11 protein-coding genes are annotated in these 14,640 nt (G+C 68.5%); 7 read left to right on the top strand and 4 right to left on the bottom strand.

Annotation, left to right across the window (positions count from 1 at the left end; all coding sequences use genetic code 11):
- Positions 1-28 precede the first annotated feature (28 nt).
- A complete protein-coding gene (locus tag AQI88_RS32615; RefSeq protein WP_079057957.1) occupies positions 29-1,150 on the top strand; it encodes a glycoside hydrolase family 18 protein in 1,122 nt (373 codons plus the stop codon).
- Positions 1,151-1,185: 35 nt separating this feature from the next.
- A complete protein-coding gene (locus AQI88_RS32610) occupies positions 1,186-1,488 on the top strand; it encodes a hypothetical protein (protein ID WP_159050454.1) in 303 nt (100 codons plus the stop codon).
- Here AQI88_RS32610 and AQI88_RS32605 read toward each other — a convergent pair.
- The 4 genes from AQI88_RS32605 to AQI88_RS32590 are packed head-to-tail and all read right to left on the bottom strand — an operon-like array spanning position 1,469 to position 5,337.
- Positions 1,469-2,239, bottom strand: coding sequence for a succinate dehydrogenase/fumarate reductase iron-sulfur subunit (locus AQI88_RS32605; RefSeq protein WP_067006075.1), 771 nt, complete (start codon positions 2,237-2,239; stop codon positions 1,469-1,471). The genes AQI88_RS32610 and AQI88_RS32605 overlap by 20 nt on opposite strands.
- Positions 2,236-4,164, bottom strand: coding sequence for a fumarate reductase/succinate dehydrogenase flavoprotein subunit (locus tag AQI88_RS32600; protein WP_067006073.1), 1,929 nt, complete (start codon positions 4,162-4,164; stop codon positions 2,236-2,238). The genes AQI88_RS32605 and AQI88_RS32600 overlap by 4 nt, the downstream gene beginning before the upstream one ends.
- 23 nt (positions 4,165-4,187) lie before the next feature.
- The gene (locus tag AQI88_RS32595; RefSeq protein ID WP_067006071.1) at positions 4,188-5,009 is read right to left on the bottom strand and encodes a hypothetical protein; all 822 of its coding nucleotides are present in this window, start codon (positions 5,007-5,009) and stop codon (positions 4,188-4,190) included.
- Positions 5,010-5,046: 37 nt separating this feature from the next.
- Positions 5,047-5,337: a hypothetical protein gene (locus AQI88_RS32590; protein ID WP_067006070.1), complete on the bottom strand. Its 291-nt coding sequence runs from the start codon at positions 5,335-5,337 to the stop codon at positions 5,047-5,049.
- A 458-nt stretch (positions 5,338-5,795) separates the two neighbouring features.
- On the opposite strand from AQI88_RS32590, the gene AQI88_RS32585 reads away from it, so the two are divergent.
- The 5 genes from AQI88_RS32585 to AQI88_RS32565 all read left to right on the top strand — a co-directional run bounded on the left by AQI88_RS32585 (position 5,796) and on the right by AQI88_RS32565 (position 14,639).
- Positions 5,796-7,952, top strand: a complete 2,157-nt coding sequence (locus AQI88_RS32585) for an ABC transporter family substrate-binding protein (protein ID WP_067006068.1) — start codon at positions 5,796-5,798, stop codon at positions 7,950-7,952.
- A gap of 176 nt (positions 7,953-8,128) precedes the next feature.
- Positions 8,129-10,036 carry a translational GTPase TypA gene (gene typA / locus AQI88_RS32580; RefSeq protein WP_067006065.1) on the top strand — a complete coding sequence of 636 codons (1,908 nt, stop codon included), beginning with the start codon at positions 8,129-8,131 and terminating at the stop codon, positions 10,034-10,036.
- A 591-nt stretch (positions 10,037-10,627) separates the two neighbouring features.
- Positions 10,628-11,665, top strand: a complete 1,038-nt coding sequence (locus tag AQI88_RS32575) for an ABC transporter permease (protein ID WP_067006063.1) — start codon at positions 10,628-10,630, stop codon at positions 11,663-11,665.
- A gap of 104 nt (positions 11,666-11,769) precedes the next feature.
- Positions 11,770-13,566: an ABC transporter substrate-binding protein gene (locus AQI88_RS32570; protein WP_067006060.1), complete on the top strand. Its 1,797-nt coding sequence runs from the start codon at positions 11,770-11,772 to the stop codon at positions 13,564-13,566.
- A 95-nt stretch (positions 13,567-13,661) separates the two neighbouring features.
- Positions 13,662-14,639: an ABC transporter permease gene (locus tag AQI88_RS32565; protein WP_067006058.1), complete on the top strand. Its 978-nt coding sequence runs from the start codon at positions 13,662-13,664 to the stop codon at positions 14,637-14,639.
- The last annotated feature ends 1 nt before the right edge of the window (position 14,640 follow it).

Genomic DNA, 14,640 nt, shown 5'->3' with positions numbered 1-14,640 from the left:
TGGGGGAAGAGAAAGGCAGGGGGCAGAAATGGACGAGAAAACGAAGGAACAGCAACCGGGTGCCGCATCGGCGGAGGGGGCAGAGCCCCCGCACGAGCGCCCCGCGCCCGCCGCCGGCGCGAACGCCCCTCAGGGGCCACGCCCCCGCCGGCGCCGCCGCACCCTCGTCATCGCCGCCGCCCTGCTGTTCATGCTCCTCCCCCTCCTCACCGCGGAGACGGCCCTCCGCCTCAACTACACCGGCACCCCAAAAGCCGGCACCTTCACCCGCCACAAAGACGCTCTCTGGCTGGGCCACGCCTGGGTGGACGGCCGTAAGACCGACCAGGACGTCAAGAACCTCGCCCGCCGCCTGAAGGACACCGGCATCCGAGACCTGTACGTCCACGCGGGGCCCCTGGAAGACGACGGCACCCTCCCGAAGTCGGCCTACACCAAGGCGCGCTGGCTGATATCGGCCCTGCACGGCGCGGCGCCCCGCGTCCGCGTCCAGGCCTGGCTCGGCGACAAGCTGGCGAGCGAGGGCCCCGACGGCCTGCACCTGGACCGCGCCGCCACCCGCACCGCCGTCGTCACCTCGGCCCGCCAGATCCTCGCCACCGGCTTCCAGGGCACCCACTTCGACCTGGAACCCCTCCACTCCGGCGACCGCGACTACCTCTCCCTCCTGGACGACCTGCGCACCCTCACCCGCGCGCACCACGCCCTGCTCTCCGTGGCCGCCCACCAGATCGACCCGCTCCCGGCCTTCCACTCCTTCTGGGGCGCGACCACCGGCCACCCCAAGTGGTGGTCCCAGGCCTACTTCGGGCAGGTGGCCCGCCGCGTGGACCAGATCGCCGTGATGTCGTACGACACCATGCAGCCGCTGGACACCCTCTACGGCGGCTACGTCGCCCAGCAGACGGCGCTCGCCCTGGAGGTCACCCCGGACTCCACGGACCTCCTCATGGGCCTGCCCTTCTACCACGAGAACCGCTTCGGCCACTGGGCGCACGCGGAGACCGTCCCGGCCGCCGTACGCGGCGTCCGCCTGGGCCTGTCCCGCACGGACGCGGACCGCGCCCGCTTCGGTGTCGCCCTGTACGTCGACTTCGCGGCGACGGAGAACGACTGGAGCGCGTACCGGAAGGACTGGGTGCAGCAGTAGTGCCCCGGGGAGGCACACGTGCGATGCTGCCCGTCATGCACATGTACCTGGTGGTCGCGGGCGCGCTGGCCGTGACGCTGATGGCGGGGTTCGGCATCGCGGGCATCACGACCGGCTGGGTGGTGCCGCTGGGCCGGCACCGGATCCTGCGGCCGAAGCTGTGGGGGTACAGCCAGCTGCTCGGCGCGGTCGGGATGTCCCTGTGGATGTTCCTCGGCGTCTTCCGCGCCAGGTTCGATGTGATCCCGCTGATCGGCTGGTTCGTGTTCATGGGGAGTCTGGGCGTTCAGATGCTCGCCCAGCGCCCCGGCCGCCGCGCTACGAAGTCCGCCTCCTGATCTTCGAGCCCAGCCACACCAACGGGTCGTACTTGCGGTCGACCGCCCGTTCCTTCAAGGGGATCAGCGCGTTGTCCGTGATCTTGATGTCTTCCGGACAGACCTCCGTGCAGCACTTGGTGATGTTGCAGTAGCCGAGGCCGTGTTCGTCCTGGGCCGTGCGTTTGCGGTCCAGGCCGGTCTCGGCGGCCGCGTCCAGCGGATGCATGTCCAGCTCCGCCACCCGCATGAGGAAGCGCGGGCCGGCGAACGCCGTCTTGTTCTCCTCGTGGTCGCGGACGACATGGCAGGTGTTCTGGCACAGGAAGCACTCGATGCACTTGCGGAACTCCTGCGAGCGGTCCACGTCCTCCTGCATCATGCGGTACTCGCCGGGGCCGAGTCCGGGAGGCGGTACAAAGGCCGGGACCTCCCTGGCCTTGTGGTAGTTGAAGCCGACGTCGGTCACCAGGTCGCGGATCACCGGGAACGTGCGCAGGGGGGTGACGGTGATGGTCTCGTCGCGCGTGAACACCGACATGCGGGTCATGCACATCAGCCGCGGGCGCCCGTTGATCTCCGCCGAGCACGAACCGCACTTGCCCGCCTTGCAGTTCCAGCGGACCGCCAGGTCGGGGGCCTGGGTGGCCTGGAGACGGTGGATGATGTCCAGCACCACCTCGCCGTCGTTGACCTCGACCGCGAAGTCCTGAAGGCCGCCGCCCTCGACGTCACCCCGCCACACCTTGAAGCGGGCCTCGTAGCTGCTCACTCGTAGAGCTCCTCTTCGGCGAGGTACTTGACCAGCTCCTCCTTCTCGAAGAGGGCGAGCAGGTCCGGGCGGATGGGATCGGTGGTCTCGCGGGTGAGCCGGATCTGGCCCCGGGCGGGGTCGGTCGCAGCCAGGCCCCCGGTGGGGTCGGCCAGTGCGCACAGCAGGTTCGCGTTGCGCCAGGCGCGGTCCATCGTCGGGTGGTCCTCGCGGGTGTGGCCGCCGCGCGACTCCGTGCGCTCCAGGGCCGCCCGGGCCACGCATTCGCTGACCAGGAGCATGTTGCGCAGGTCGAGAGCGAGGTGCCAGCCCGGATTGAACTGGCGGTGCCCCTCGACACCGGCCCGGCGGGCGCGCACCCGCAGCTCGGCCAGCTTCTGCAGGGCCTGCTCCATCTCGCCCTCGCGGCGGATGATGCCGACCAGGTCGTTCATGGTCTGCTGGAGTTCCTGGTGCAGGGTGTACGGGTTCTCCGGCGGGCCCGCCTCGCCCTCCGTCTCCGCCGAGAAGGGCCGCAGGGCCTCCGCGGCGGCCGTGTTGACCTGGGCCTCGGCGACCTCGGGACGCTCGGCCACGCCCATCGCGTACTCGGCCGCGTGCCAGCCCGCGCGGCGCCCGAACACCAGCAGGTCGGAGAGGGAGTTGCCGCCGAGCCGGTTCGAACCGTGCATGCCGCCCGCGACCTCACCGGCCGCGAACAGCCCGGGCACCCCGCGCGCCGCCGCCGTGTCGGAGTCGACCGCGATGCCGCCCATCACGTAGTGACAGGTCGGCCCGACCTCCATCGCCTCCGCCGTGATGTCGACGTCCGCCAGCTCCTTGAACTGGTGGTACATGGAGGGCAGCCGGCGCCGGATCACCTCGGCGGGCATACGCGTGGACACGTCCAGGAAGACCCCGCCGTGCGGCGAGCCGCGGCCCGCCTTCACCTCGGAGTTGATCGCCCGGGCCACCTCGTCCCGGGGGAGCAGCTCGGGCGGCCGACGGTTGTGGTCCGGGTCCTCGTACCACCGGTCGCCCTCCTCCTCCGACTCGGCGTACTTCTCCTTGAAGACGTCCGGGATGTAGTCGAACATGAACCGCTTGCCCTCGGAGTTCCGGAGCACCCCGCCGTCCCCGCGGACCGACTCGGTGACGAGGATGCCCTTGACGGACGGCGGCCAGACCATGCCCGTCGGATGGAACTGCACGAACTCCATGTTCAGCAGCGGCGCCCCGGCCAGCAGCGCGAGGGCGTGCCCGTCGCCGGTGTACTCCCACGAGTTCGACGTGACCTTGAAGGACTTGCCGATCCCGCCGGTCGCCACGACCACCGCGGGGGCTTCGAGGACGAAGAAGCGGCCGGACTCGCGGTCGTAGGCGAAGACGGCCGAGACGCGCTCGCCGTCTTTCAGGATCCGGGTGACCGTGCACTCCTGGAAGACCTTCAGCCGGGACTCGTAGTCCCCGGTCTCCTTCATGTCCTCCTGCTGGAGTGCGACGATCTTCTGCTGGAGGGTGCGGATCAGCTCAAGACCCGTACGGTCGCCCACATGGGCCAGCCGTGGGTACTCGTGGCCGCCGAAGTTGCGCTGGGAGATCTTCCCGTCCTTCGTACGGTCGAACAGCGCGCCCCAGGTCTCCAGTTCCCACACCCGGTCCGGGGCCTCCTGCGCGTGCAGCTCGGCCATCCGCCACTGGTTGAGGAACTTGCCGCCGCGCAGGGTGTCGCGGAAGTGGACCTGCCAGTTGTCGTGCTCGTTGACGTTGGCCATGGCCGCCGCGATACCGCCCTCGGCCATCACGGTGTGCGCCTTGCCGAACAGCGACTTGCAGATCACCGCCGTACGGGCGCCCCGCTCCCGGGCCTCGATCGCGGCCCGCAGCCCGGCGCCGCCCGCACCGACCACGACGACGTCCCACTCCTGCCGGTCCACCACGGACATCAGTCAGTTCCTCACTGGAATCTCTAGAAGAAGCGCGGGTCGGCGAAGACCCCGGACGCGACGAGATAGACGTAGAAGTCGGCGAGCGCCACGCTCAGCAGCGACGCCCAGGCCAGCTGCATGTGCCGGGCGTTCAGCTTCCCGACGAACTGCCACGCCCGGTAGCGCAGGGGGTGCTTCGAGAAGTGCTTGAGCTTGCCGCCGACGACGTGCCGGCAGGAGTGGCAGGAGATCGTGTACGCCCAGATCAGGACGATGTTGACGAGGAAGACGAGCGTGCCGAGGCCCATGTGGCCCCAGCGGTAGTGCGTGTCCCGGAAGGACAGCACGGTGTCGTAACTCAGGACGCCGGCGACCAGCAGGGCGGCGTAGAAGAAGTACCGGTGGATGTTCTGCAGGATCAGCGGGAAGCGGGTCTCGCCGGTGTACTTCTTGTGCGGCTCGGCGACCGCGCAGGCCGGCGGGGAGGCCCAGAAGCTGCGGTAGTACGCCTTGCGGTAGTAGTAGCAGGTCAGGCGGAAGCCGAGCGGGAAGATCAGGATGATGATCGCGGGGGAGATGCCCCACCAGGCCCCGAAGAGGTCGGCGTTCGGCCCGGCGTGCATGGTCCTGCAGTTCTGGGCCAGGCACGGCGAGTAGAACGGGGAGACGTACGGCGCCGCGTAGTAGTGCGCGTTCGCGAAGGCCCGCCACGTCGAGTAGACGACGAAGGCGAACAGACCGGCCGCGGTGACGGCGGGCGCCAGCCACCAGCGGTCGGTCCGCAGGTGCGGGGCGGCAATTGCGGCGCGCGTACCGGTGTGTACGCCGCCGCTGTTCTGTTGAGGTTCCGTACCAGTCGCCAAGGGAAGACTCCGGACTCCGGTCGGTTCGGTTCGGGGTTCAGGGGGCGTGCCGGTCGCGGGCGCCCAGACCCTCGTCGTCCGAGTCCGTCCACAGGCTGATGTCGTACGGCGTGTCGGAGATGGTGACGAGGTCGGGCCGGTTCGGAGCGGCCCCGGTGTTGGCCGCCTCCCGCAGCAGCGCCACGCTCTCGCGCAGCCGGTCGGAGTCCATCCGGACCCGGCGCATCTCCAGCCCACCGCTGCCCAGCTGCTTCTCCAGGCGCCCGAGCGACCGGTAGAGGTCGTCGAGGCAGCGCTGGACCGATGTCAGTTCGTCGTGCACGGACATGACTTGCCCTCACTTCCATGGGTCTCGCGGGCCCTGGGTGGCAACGTTCATGCGCCTTGGAGTGTTGCGCCTCGCACCTGCTGCTGTGAAGAGATGTGCACCGATTGGCCGAGGCGTACGGATGCACATCCGGGTGTATTGCGCCGCACGGGTGGCTTACCTTCCGTCGCCGTCGTGTCGCCCGCTCTCGCCGGATCCTTTCCTCTTCAGTGGGCGCATAGATCTGATCAGCTCCATATACCGCCAAAAGTGATCATAACGGACGCGGCTTCCCGGAGGTACCAGAGATGTCCCACGACGGCGCCGGACTGCGTGCGGTCACAGCAGGTCGGGCGGCCCGGCATCGCCCTGAAGGGGCGCGGGGAACTGCGCGACCAGCCACGACGACGCCGCAGACGGCCGACGACACAGCGCGGTCCCGCGGGGGAGCCGGATATCGGCACAGCCGGCGGAGCGTCATGCGCTCGGTCGCCTTCCTCACCGCGGGCGCCCTCGCGGTGCCCCTCCTCGCGGGCTGCGGTTCCGACGACGACGCGGCGGGGCACCCGCTGGCCGGGCAGGACATCGTCCCCGTCGCCCGCGACCAGGTCGCCTCGGGCGGCACCCTGAAGTGGGCCGTGGACGCTGTACCGGAAACCCTGAACACCTTCCAGGCCGACGCCGACGCGGGCACCACCCGCGTCGCCCAGGCCGTGCTGCCGTCGATGTTCCGCCTGGACGCCACAGGGCGCCCGGTGGCCAACCCCGCCTACCTGGAGTCCGCCGAGGTCATCGAGACCGAGCCGCGCCAGGTCGTGCTGTACAAGCTGAACCAGCAGGCCGTCTGGAGCGACGGCCGGGAGATCGGCGCCGCCGACTTCGTCGCCCAGTGGCGCGCCCTGTCCGGCAAGAACAGCGCCTACTGGACGGCCCGCAACGCCGGCTACGACCGCATCGCCAAGATCGAGCGCGGCGCGAACGACCTCCAGGTCCGGGTCACCTTCTCCCGCCCCTACGCCGACTGGAGGTCGCTGTTCTCCCCGCTGTACCCGAAGGACGTCATGGGCACCCCGGACGCCTTCAACGACGGCGCCCGCCGCAAGCTGAAGGTCACCGCGGGACCCTTCGGGCTGCAGAAGGTCGACACCGCCGCGAAGGACGTCGTCCTCACCCGCAACCCGCGCTGGTGGGGCAAGCCCGCCAAGCTCAACGAGATCGTGCTGCACGCCGTACCCCGCCAGAAGCGGGCGGCGGCGCTCGCCGACGGAAGCGTGGACCTGGCCGAGATCGACCCGTCCGACGCCGAGCGGATCATCCTCGCCACCCGCGAGAAGGGCACCGGCACCCCGCTGCAGGGCGCCGGGAAGACCTCCGCCAGGAAGCTGCGCTCCTGGGCACTCGCGCACGGCTTCGACTCCGACGAGGTGCACGTCGGCAGGAAGAAGCTGCGCAAGGCCATCACCCGGTACCTGGAGCAGCAGCAGGAACTGCGCGTCTTCGACGTCCGCAAGTCGCTGGAGCCCGCCTACACCCAGCTCGCGCTCAACGGCTCCGGCGGCCCCCTCGCCGACGAGCGGGTACGCCGGGCCGTCGCCCGCGCCCTGAACCGCGAGGAGCTGGCCAAGCTGGTGCTGACCCCGCTGGGCCTGCCCGCCGTCCCGGTCGGCAGCCACCTCGCCCTGTCCGGGCAGGCCGCCTACGCCGACGGCAGCGGCGCGCTCGGCGGCCAGGACACCAAGGAGGCGCAGGCGCTGCTCGCGGACGCCGGCTGGGTGGCCGGGGGACCGGTGAAGGAGGAGAAGAAGGGCCAGGCGGCCGGCGCGGAGAGCGAGAAGGGGGACAAGGAGGACAAGTCCGAGGGCGGCACGGACGGCCAGTACATCGTCGGCGAGGACGACAAGGGCAAGCACCACGAGTCCGCCGAGGAGAAGCGGGAGAAGGGCGACGAGGGCGGCAAGCATCTCGCGCAGGACGGCAGGCAGTACTCCGGCAGCGACCCGAAGCGGGGCGGCGCGCCGGGCGCCTACGCACCGAAGGGCACCGCGGCGCCGGCCGGCGCCGTGACCGGACCGCTCGCCAAGGACGGCAAGGCGCTCGCCCTGCGCTTCGTGCTGCCGTCGGGGCCCGGCTCCGAGACGCTGAACGTGGTTGCCGGGCGGATCTCCGTGATGCTGGAGAGGATCGGCATCCGCACGACGATCACCAAGGTCTCGGACGAGAGCTACTTCAAGGACCACATCGCCGCCGGCGACTACGACCTCGCCCTGTACTCGTGGCCGTCCACCGCCTTCCCCGCGACCGATGCGCGGCCGATCTTCGCGAAGCCGGTGCCGGCCGCGGACGGGTCGGTGACCGTCGAGCAGAACTACACGCGGGTGGGCACCGATCAGGTCGACCAGCTCTTCGACCAGGCCGCGGGGACGCTGGACGAGGACGAGGCGCGTGATCTGATCCGGAAGGCGGACTCGCGTATCTGGGCTGCGGCGGCAGCCATCCCGCTGTATCAGCGGCCTCAGCTGGTGGGGGTGCGGAAGAACTTGGTCAACGCGGGTGCCTTCGGCTTCCAGACGCCGGTCTACGAGGACATGGGCTTCTTGAAGAAGGGGGCGAGGATTTCGCCGAGCCCGTCCGCCTGACCGGCCTTCCAGGGGCCTCGAAACCGGGCCTGAGCTGCACAGACGTATCCCGGCGAGCCGTAGCGGCGGCGGCCACGTACCATGGGGTGAGGCCGTGGCGTGTCAAGCCCGGCAGGCCCGCGTCACACGGACGTACGCAGCAGGGCCTTCTCACCACTCTGGGAGTTCGCCGCACTATGGCCACGCGCCACGACATCCGCAACGTCGCTATCGTCGCTCACGTCGACCACGGCAAGACCACCATCGTCGACGGCATGCTGAAGCAGGCCGGCGCGTTCGCCGCCCATCAGCTCGAAGGCGTCGACGACCGCATGATGGACTCGAACGACCTGGAGCGTGAGAAGGGCATCACGATCCTCGCCAAGAACACGGCGGTGAAGTATCACCCCAAGGACGGCGGGGAACCGATCACCATCAACATCATCGACACCCCCGGCCACGCCGACTTCGGTGGCGAGGTCGAGCGTGGTCTGTCGATGGTCGACGCGGTCGTGCTGCTCGTCGACGCCTCCGAGGGCCCGCTCCCGCAGACCCGCTTCGTGCTCCGCAAGGCGCTCCAGCAGCGACTGCCCGTCATTCTGTGCATCAACAAGACGGACCGTCCGGACTCCCGGATCGACGAGGTCGTCAACGAGACCTACGACCTCTTCCTCGACCTGGACGCGGACGAGGAGCAGATCGAGTTCCCGATCGTCTACGCCTGCGGCCGCGACGGCATCGCCTCGCTGACCAAGCCGGAGGACGGGACCGTTCCCGCCGACTCCACCAGCCTGGAGCCGTTCTTCTCCACGATCCTGGAGCACGTCCCGGCCCCGACGTACGACGAGGCCGCCCCGCTCCAGGCGCACGTCACCAACCTCGACGCCGACAACTTCCTCGGCCGTATCGCGCTGCTCCGCGTCGAGCAGGGTGAGCTGCGCAAGGGCCAGACGGTCGCGTGGATCAAGCGTGACGGCACGGTCCAGAACGTCCGCATCACCGAGCTGATGATGACCGAGGCGCTGACCCGCAAGCCCGCCGAGAAGGCCGGCCCGGGTGACATCTGCGCCGTCGCCGGTATTCCGGAAATCATGATCGGCGAGACCCTGGCCGACACCGAGAACCCCATTCCGCTCCCGCTGATCACGGTCGACGAGCCCGCGATCTCCATGGTCATCGGTACGAACACCTCGCCGCTCGTCGGCCGTGGTGCCACCGGCAAGGGCGCGGACGCCAAGGCCGTGGTCAAGGACCGCAAGGTCACCGCCCGCCAGGTCAAGGACCGCCTCGACCGCGAGCTGATCGGTAACGTCTCCCTCCGTGTGCTCGACACCGAGCGCCCGGACGCCTGGGAGGTCCAGGGCCGTGGTGAGCTCGCGCTCGCCATCCTGGTCGAGCAGATGCGCCGCGAGGGCTTCGAGCTGACCATCGGCAAGCCGCAGGTCGTCACCAAGGAGGTCGACGGCAAGACCTACGAGCCCGTCGAGCGCATGACGATCGACGTGCCCGAGGAGCACATGGGCGCCGTCACGCAGCTCATGGGCGTCCGCAAGGGCCGCATGGACAACATGTCCAACCACGGCTCCGGCTGGGTCCGCATGGAGTTCGTCGTCCCGTCGCGTGGTCTGATCGGCTTCCGTACGGAGTTCCTCACCCAGACCCGTGGCACCGGTATCGGCCACTCCATCCACGAGGGCTTCGAGCCCTGGTTCGGCACGCTGCAGACCCGTAACAACGGCTCGCTCGTCGCCGACCGCTCCGGCGCCGTCACCGCGTTCGCGATGACGAACCTGCAGGAGCGCGGCGTGCTGTTCACCGACCCCGGCACCGAGGTGTACGAGGGCATGATCGTCGGCGAGAACTCGCGCTCCGACGACATGGACGTGAACATCACCAAGGAGAAGAAGCTCACGAACATGCGGTCGTCGTCGGCCGACTCGTTCGAGGCGATCGTGCCGCCGCGCAAGCTGTCGCTGGAGCAGTCGCTGGAGTTCTGCCGCGACGACGAGTGCGTCGAGGTCACCCCGGAGGCCGTTCGCATCCGCAAGGTCGTGCTCGACCAGCGTGACCGTGCCCGCACCGCGAGCCGCGCCAAGCACGGCTGATCCCCGGGCCCGACTGGGCCCCATAACACGGGCCTGACTCGGCCCCATAGCACCCCACTTGAGCCCGGGTGCCCCCATGACGGGGGCACCCGGGCTTTGTGCAACCCATTTTCCGGCGGCCGGTGTCCGTAATGCGGAGATCCTCGACCGATACCCATGTAACACGTCCGTTTCGCGGCCTTCACCCGGCGAACAGTTTGTCCAGTTTTTGGAAGTTGTCCGCGCCAGCTGTGACTGAATTGAGATTTAAAGACGGTGGTCGCCACCTGACTCATGGCAGATAGTTAGCCGCGTAGCGCTCGGGTCAATGGGTCTCGCGCTGTGGGGACAGCGCGCCGACTCACGAGCACCAGGGGGTGTCTGACCCTCCGTCAGGGGTGTCGGAGGGAAGACGGAAACCCTCTCCTGTTGGTGAACACGTGAAGTCATGAGGAGGAACCCCCATGCGCGGTGTCACGAACACCAGGTGGGTCAGTTCGTCGCTTCCAGCGGTGTGATTCGGCCGTAGAACTACGCGCGTCCGGCTGCGGCCACGCGCGTTCTCGGAGTACCCGAAACCTCTCACACCCATACCCGTGAAACGGACGAACCGTGACAAGTCCTATCGACATCGAGGGCGGCGGGACTTCGGTCGTCGACGGCGAACCAGGGCCGGAGACGCAACCCGAGGTCAAGAGGCTCCAGGGCCGGTCCCCCGGCCAGCTGATGTGGATCCGCTTCAAGCGCGACCGTACCGGCGTCATCTGCGCCATTGTGGTCATCGGCTACTTCGTCGTGGCCCTGCTCGCGCCGCTGCTCGTCAAGCTGCCGGGCACCGATCCGTACACGCTGTACGGCCAGGATCCCACCTACGCCGACAAGCCCGTGCTGGACCAATTCGGGCTGCCGCTCGGCTACTTGGGCGGTGTCTCGGGCGACCACTGGTTCGGCGTCGAGCCGCAGTACGGCCGTGATCTCTTCGCCATGCTGGTGTACGGCATGCGGACCTCGCTGTACATGGCGCTCGGCATCACCGTCCTGGTCATGGTCACGGGTGTCGTCGTCGGCCTGATCGGCGGCTACTTCGGCGGTCGTACGGACTACTGGATCGGCCGGGCCACCGACTTCTTCCTCTCCTTTCCGCAACAGCTGTTCTTCATCGCCTTCATGCCCGTCGTGACCTCGTTCTTCGTGGACCCCCGCGAGGAGACCCCGACGTACTTCCGCGCCCTGGCCATGCTGATCGTGCTGTGGCTGCTGGGCTGGATGGGCATGGCCCGACTGGTCCGCTCCACCGTACTGTCCCTGCGCGAGCGGGAGTTCGTGGAGGCGGCCAAGGTCTCGGGCGCCTCGCCCTGGCGGATCGTCCGCAAGGAGATCCTGCCCAACGTCGTCACCCCGATCCTGGTGCAGTTCACCTACACACTGCCCAGCACCATTCTCAGCATCGCCTTCCTCTCCTTCGCGGGCGTCGGGTTCGTCGAGCCGACGCCGGACTGGGGACGCCTCTTCGCGGCCGGTGCCCGGTATGCCGAGCAGGACCCGGCGTTCATGTTCTTCCCCGGAATGGCACTGGTGATCTTCGTCCTGTGCTTCAACCTCCTCGGGGACTCCGTACGGGACGCGTTCGACCCCAAGTCCGGGCGATAGGCCGTCCGTTGGGTGGGGGTGGCTGCCGCCCCCCGTCGGCCCGTCCGGCCGGCGCCCGGCAGAACTCACGGATAACAACACCGACAGGTAGGTGGATTCGCCACATGTTGTCTCACAGCTCACGCAGAGCGCGTGCCGTCGTGATAGCCCTCGCGGCTGGCTCCCTGGTCCTGACGGCGGCCTGCTCGAAGAACACGGGCGGGAAGTCCGGCACGGACTCCAAGAAGGACCAGAAGCAGGCGGCGGTCCAGTCGAAGGCGGTCACCTACGTCGACGCCGCCGGTTCGACCGGCCCCGCCAAGGACGTCCCCGGCGCCAGGAGCGGCGGCACCATCACGGTCTACCAGGAGGCCGGCCTCTCCCACCTGGACCCGGGCCAGATCTACGTCTCCGACGCCGGCCAGGTCGCCAACCTGCTCTTCCGCCGACTGACCCAGTTCCAGGAGGACGACAAGGGCAACGTCTCGGTCGCCGGCGACCTCGCCACCGACTCCGGAAAGTCCACCGACGGCGGCAAGACCTGGACCTTCACCCTGAAGGACGGCATCAAGGACGAGAACGGCAACGCCATCACCTCGGCCGACGTCCGCCACAGCATCGAGCGCCTGTACGCGAAGTTCATCTTCGACGGCCCGACCTATCTGCAGACCTGGCTGAGCGGCGCCGACTACCGCAAGGCGCTGCCCGGCGGCGGCTTCGACGGCAAGCACCTGCCGGCCTCGGTCCTGGACACCCCCGACGACAAGACGATCGTCTTCCACTTCGGCACACCGCGTCAGGACCTGCCGCAGACGCTCGCCATGGCCGGTTACGCCGTCGTCCCGGCGAAGACCGACACCAAGGAGAAGTACGAGAAGAAGCCGGTCGCCACCGGCCCGTACAAGATCGCCGAGAACAAGGCCGGCAAAACCCTGAAGCTGGTGAAGAACACCAACTGGGACCCGAAGACCGACTCCGTGCGCCACCAGTACGCGGACGGCTTCACCATCCAGTTCGGCGTCACCGAGTCCACCCAGACCAAGCGGCTGATCGCCGACGAGGGCGACAACAAGAACGCCATCCAGCTCACCAACGGCGTCGAGGCCACCCAGATCCAGGACGTCATCAACAACCCCGAGGCCAGCAAGCGCACGGTCAAGGGCTACCAGCCCTACGTCATGCAGCTGACCTTCAACCTCGACCGGGTCAAGGACCTGAAGGTCCGCAAGGCCGTCGCCTACGCGGTCAACTCCAAGTCCCTCATCGCCGGCGAGGGCGGTGTCTACGGCGGTGACGTCGCCACGAACTACTTCGCCCCGACCCTGCCCGGCTACGAGCCCACCTACGACCCGTACGGCCGGCTCAAGACCCCGCAGGGCAACATCGCCAAGGCCAAGGAGATCCTCAAGGACGTCCCGGCGTCCGAGAAGAAGCTCGTCTTCGCCTACGCCAACAGCGAGAACGGCCAGAAGCGCAAGGTCGCCATCGAGGACGCGCTCACCAAGGTCGGCTTCAACGTGATCTCCAAGGAGGTCGACGCCGCGAGCTACTACGAGCAGATCGGCAAGCTCAAGAACCCGTACGACATCTACATCAGCGGCTGGGGCCAGGACTGGCCGTCCCCGGCCACGGTCGTCACACCGATCTACGACGGCTCGCAGGTCTTCGACGGCTCCGCGAACTACTCGCACGTCAAGGACCCGAAGGTCGACGCCCTCATCAAGAAGGCACTGACCCAGCAGCCGACCGAGGCAGCCGCGACCTGGAAGGAAGCGGAGCACTACCTGCTGGAGAACGTCGTCCCGTCGGCTCCGCTGTGGTACACGAAGCAGTTCCAGATCTCCGGTTCCAACGTGGGCGGTGCCCGCTACGGCTCGGTGTCCAGCCTCATCGACATCAGGCGGCTGTACCTGAAGTCGTGAGCCATGGCTGACGGCGGGGGCGCGCTCGACTGGTGCGTGCCCCCGCGTCCGAGCGAAACCACCCCACCGTCCGACCAGAGAGCAGCCTGCCCGCCATGCTTCAGTTCATCATCCGGCGCACGGTCGGCGCCTTCATCACGCTGTTCCTCATCGGGGCGGCGACGTTCTTCCTGTTCGTGGCCGCACCGTCCGACTACGCGTCCCTGGCCTGCGGCAAGGACTGTTCGGGCCAGCGGCTTGCGGACATCCGGGAAGCCCTCGGCCTCAACCTGCCCCTGGCCCAGCAGTTCTGGGACTTCATGTCCGGCATCGTGACGGGCCGCGACTTCCCGACCGGTCACTGCTCGGCTCCCTGCCTGGGCGTGTCGTTCTACTCGGGGGACATGGTCTGGAGCACGATCATGGACCGGTTCCCGCTGACCCTCACCCTGACCGCCGGCGGTGCCGTCGTCTTCCTGATCCTCGGCGTCGGCGCGGGCATGATCGCCGCCTACCGGCGCGGGACCGTCGTGGACAAGGTCGCCACGGGCGCGTCCATGGTGCTGAGTTCCTTCCAGATCTACTTCCTCGGCCCCATCGTGCTGACGGTCCTCGTCTACAGCACGGGCTGGATGGAGGACCCGAAGTACGTCCCCGTCACCCAGGACCCGGTCGGCTGGTTCGTCGGCATGTCGATCCCGGTGTGCGTGATGGCGACCATCTTCACCGCGCAGTACACGCGTATGGCCCGCTCCTCGATGATCGAGCAGCTGGCCGAGGACCATGTACGCACCGCCCGCGCCAAGGGCATGTCACGCAAGTACGTGTTCTTCCGCTACGCCTGGCGCGGCTCGCTCATCCCGATCGTCACCGTGCTCGGTATCGACCTCAGTGCGCTGCTCGGCGGTGCCGTCGTCACCGAACTGACCTTCTCCCTCCAGGGAATCGGCCGGCTCGCCGTGGACGGCGCGGTCAACAAGGACCTGCCGCTGACGATGGGCGTCATGCTCTTCGGCGCCTTCTTCATCCTGATCCTGAACATCCTGACCGACATCACCTACGCGTGGATCGACCCGCGCATCCGGCTCTCCTAGG

It is taken from the genome of Streptomyces cellostaticus, from assembly GCF_001513965.1.
GTDB lineage: Bacteria > Actinomycetota > Actinomycetes > Streptomycetales > Streptomycetaceae > Streptomyces > Streptomyces cellostaticus.
Note: the sequence above shows the minus strand (reverse complement) of the source record. Positions and strands in the feature narration are given on the sequence as shown.

What these genes read in the sequence shown, in the direction of transcription:
- AQI88_RS32615 (WP_079057957.1), top strand. Translation starts at nt 29, where the DNA reads ATGGACGAGAAAACGAAGGAACAGCAACCGGGTGCCGCATCGGCGGAG.
- AQI88_RS32610 (WP_159050454.1), top strand. Translation starts at nt 1,186, where the DNA reads ATGCACATGTACCTGGTGGTCGCGGGCGCGCTGGCCGTGACGCTGATG.
- AQI88_RS32600 (WP_067006073.1), bottom strand. Translation starts at nt 4,164, where the DNA reads ATGTCCGTGGTGGACCGGCAGGAGTGGGACGTCGTCGTGGTCGGTGCG.
- AQI88_RS32590 (WP_067006070.1), bottom strand. Translation starts at nt 5,337, where the DNA reads ATGTCCGTGCACGACGAACTGACATCGGTCCAGCGCTGCCTCGACGAC.
- AQI88_RS32585 (WP_067006068.1), top strand. Translation starts at nt 5,796, where the DNA reads ATGCGCTCGGTCGCCTTCCTCACCGCGGGCGCCCTCGCGGTGCCCCTC.
- typA (WP_067006065.1), top strand. Translation starts at nt 8,129, where the DNA reads ATGGCCACGCGCCACGACATCCGCAACGTCGCTATCGTCGCTCACGTC.
- AQI88_RS32570 (WP_067006060.1), top strand. Translation starts at nt 11,770, where the DNA reads ATGTTGTCTCACAGCTCACGCAGAGCGCGTGCCGTCGTGATAGCCCTC.
- AQI88_RS32565 (WP_067006058.1), top strand. Translation starts at nt 13,662, where the DNA reads ATGCTTCAGTTCATCATCCGGCGCACGGTCGGCGCCTTCATCACGCTG.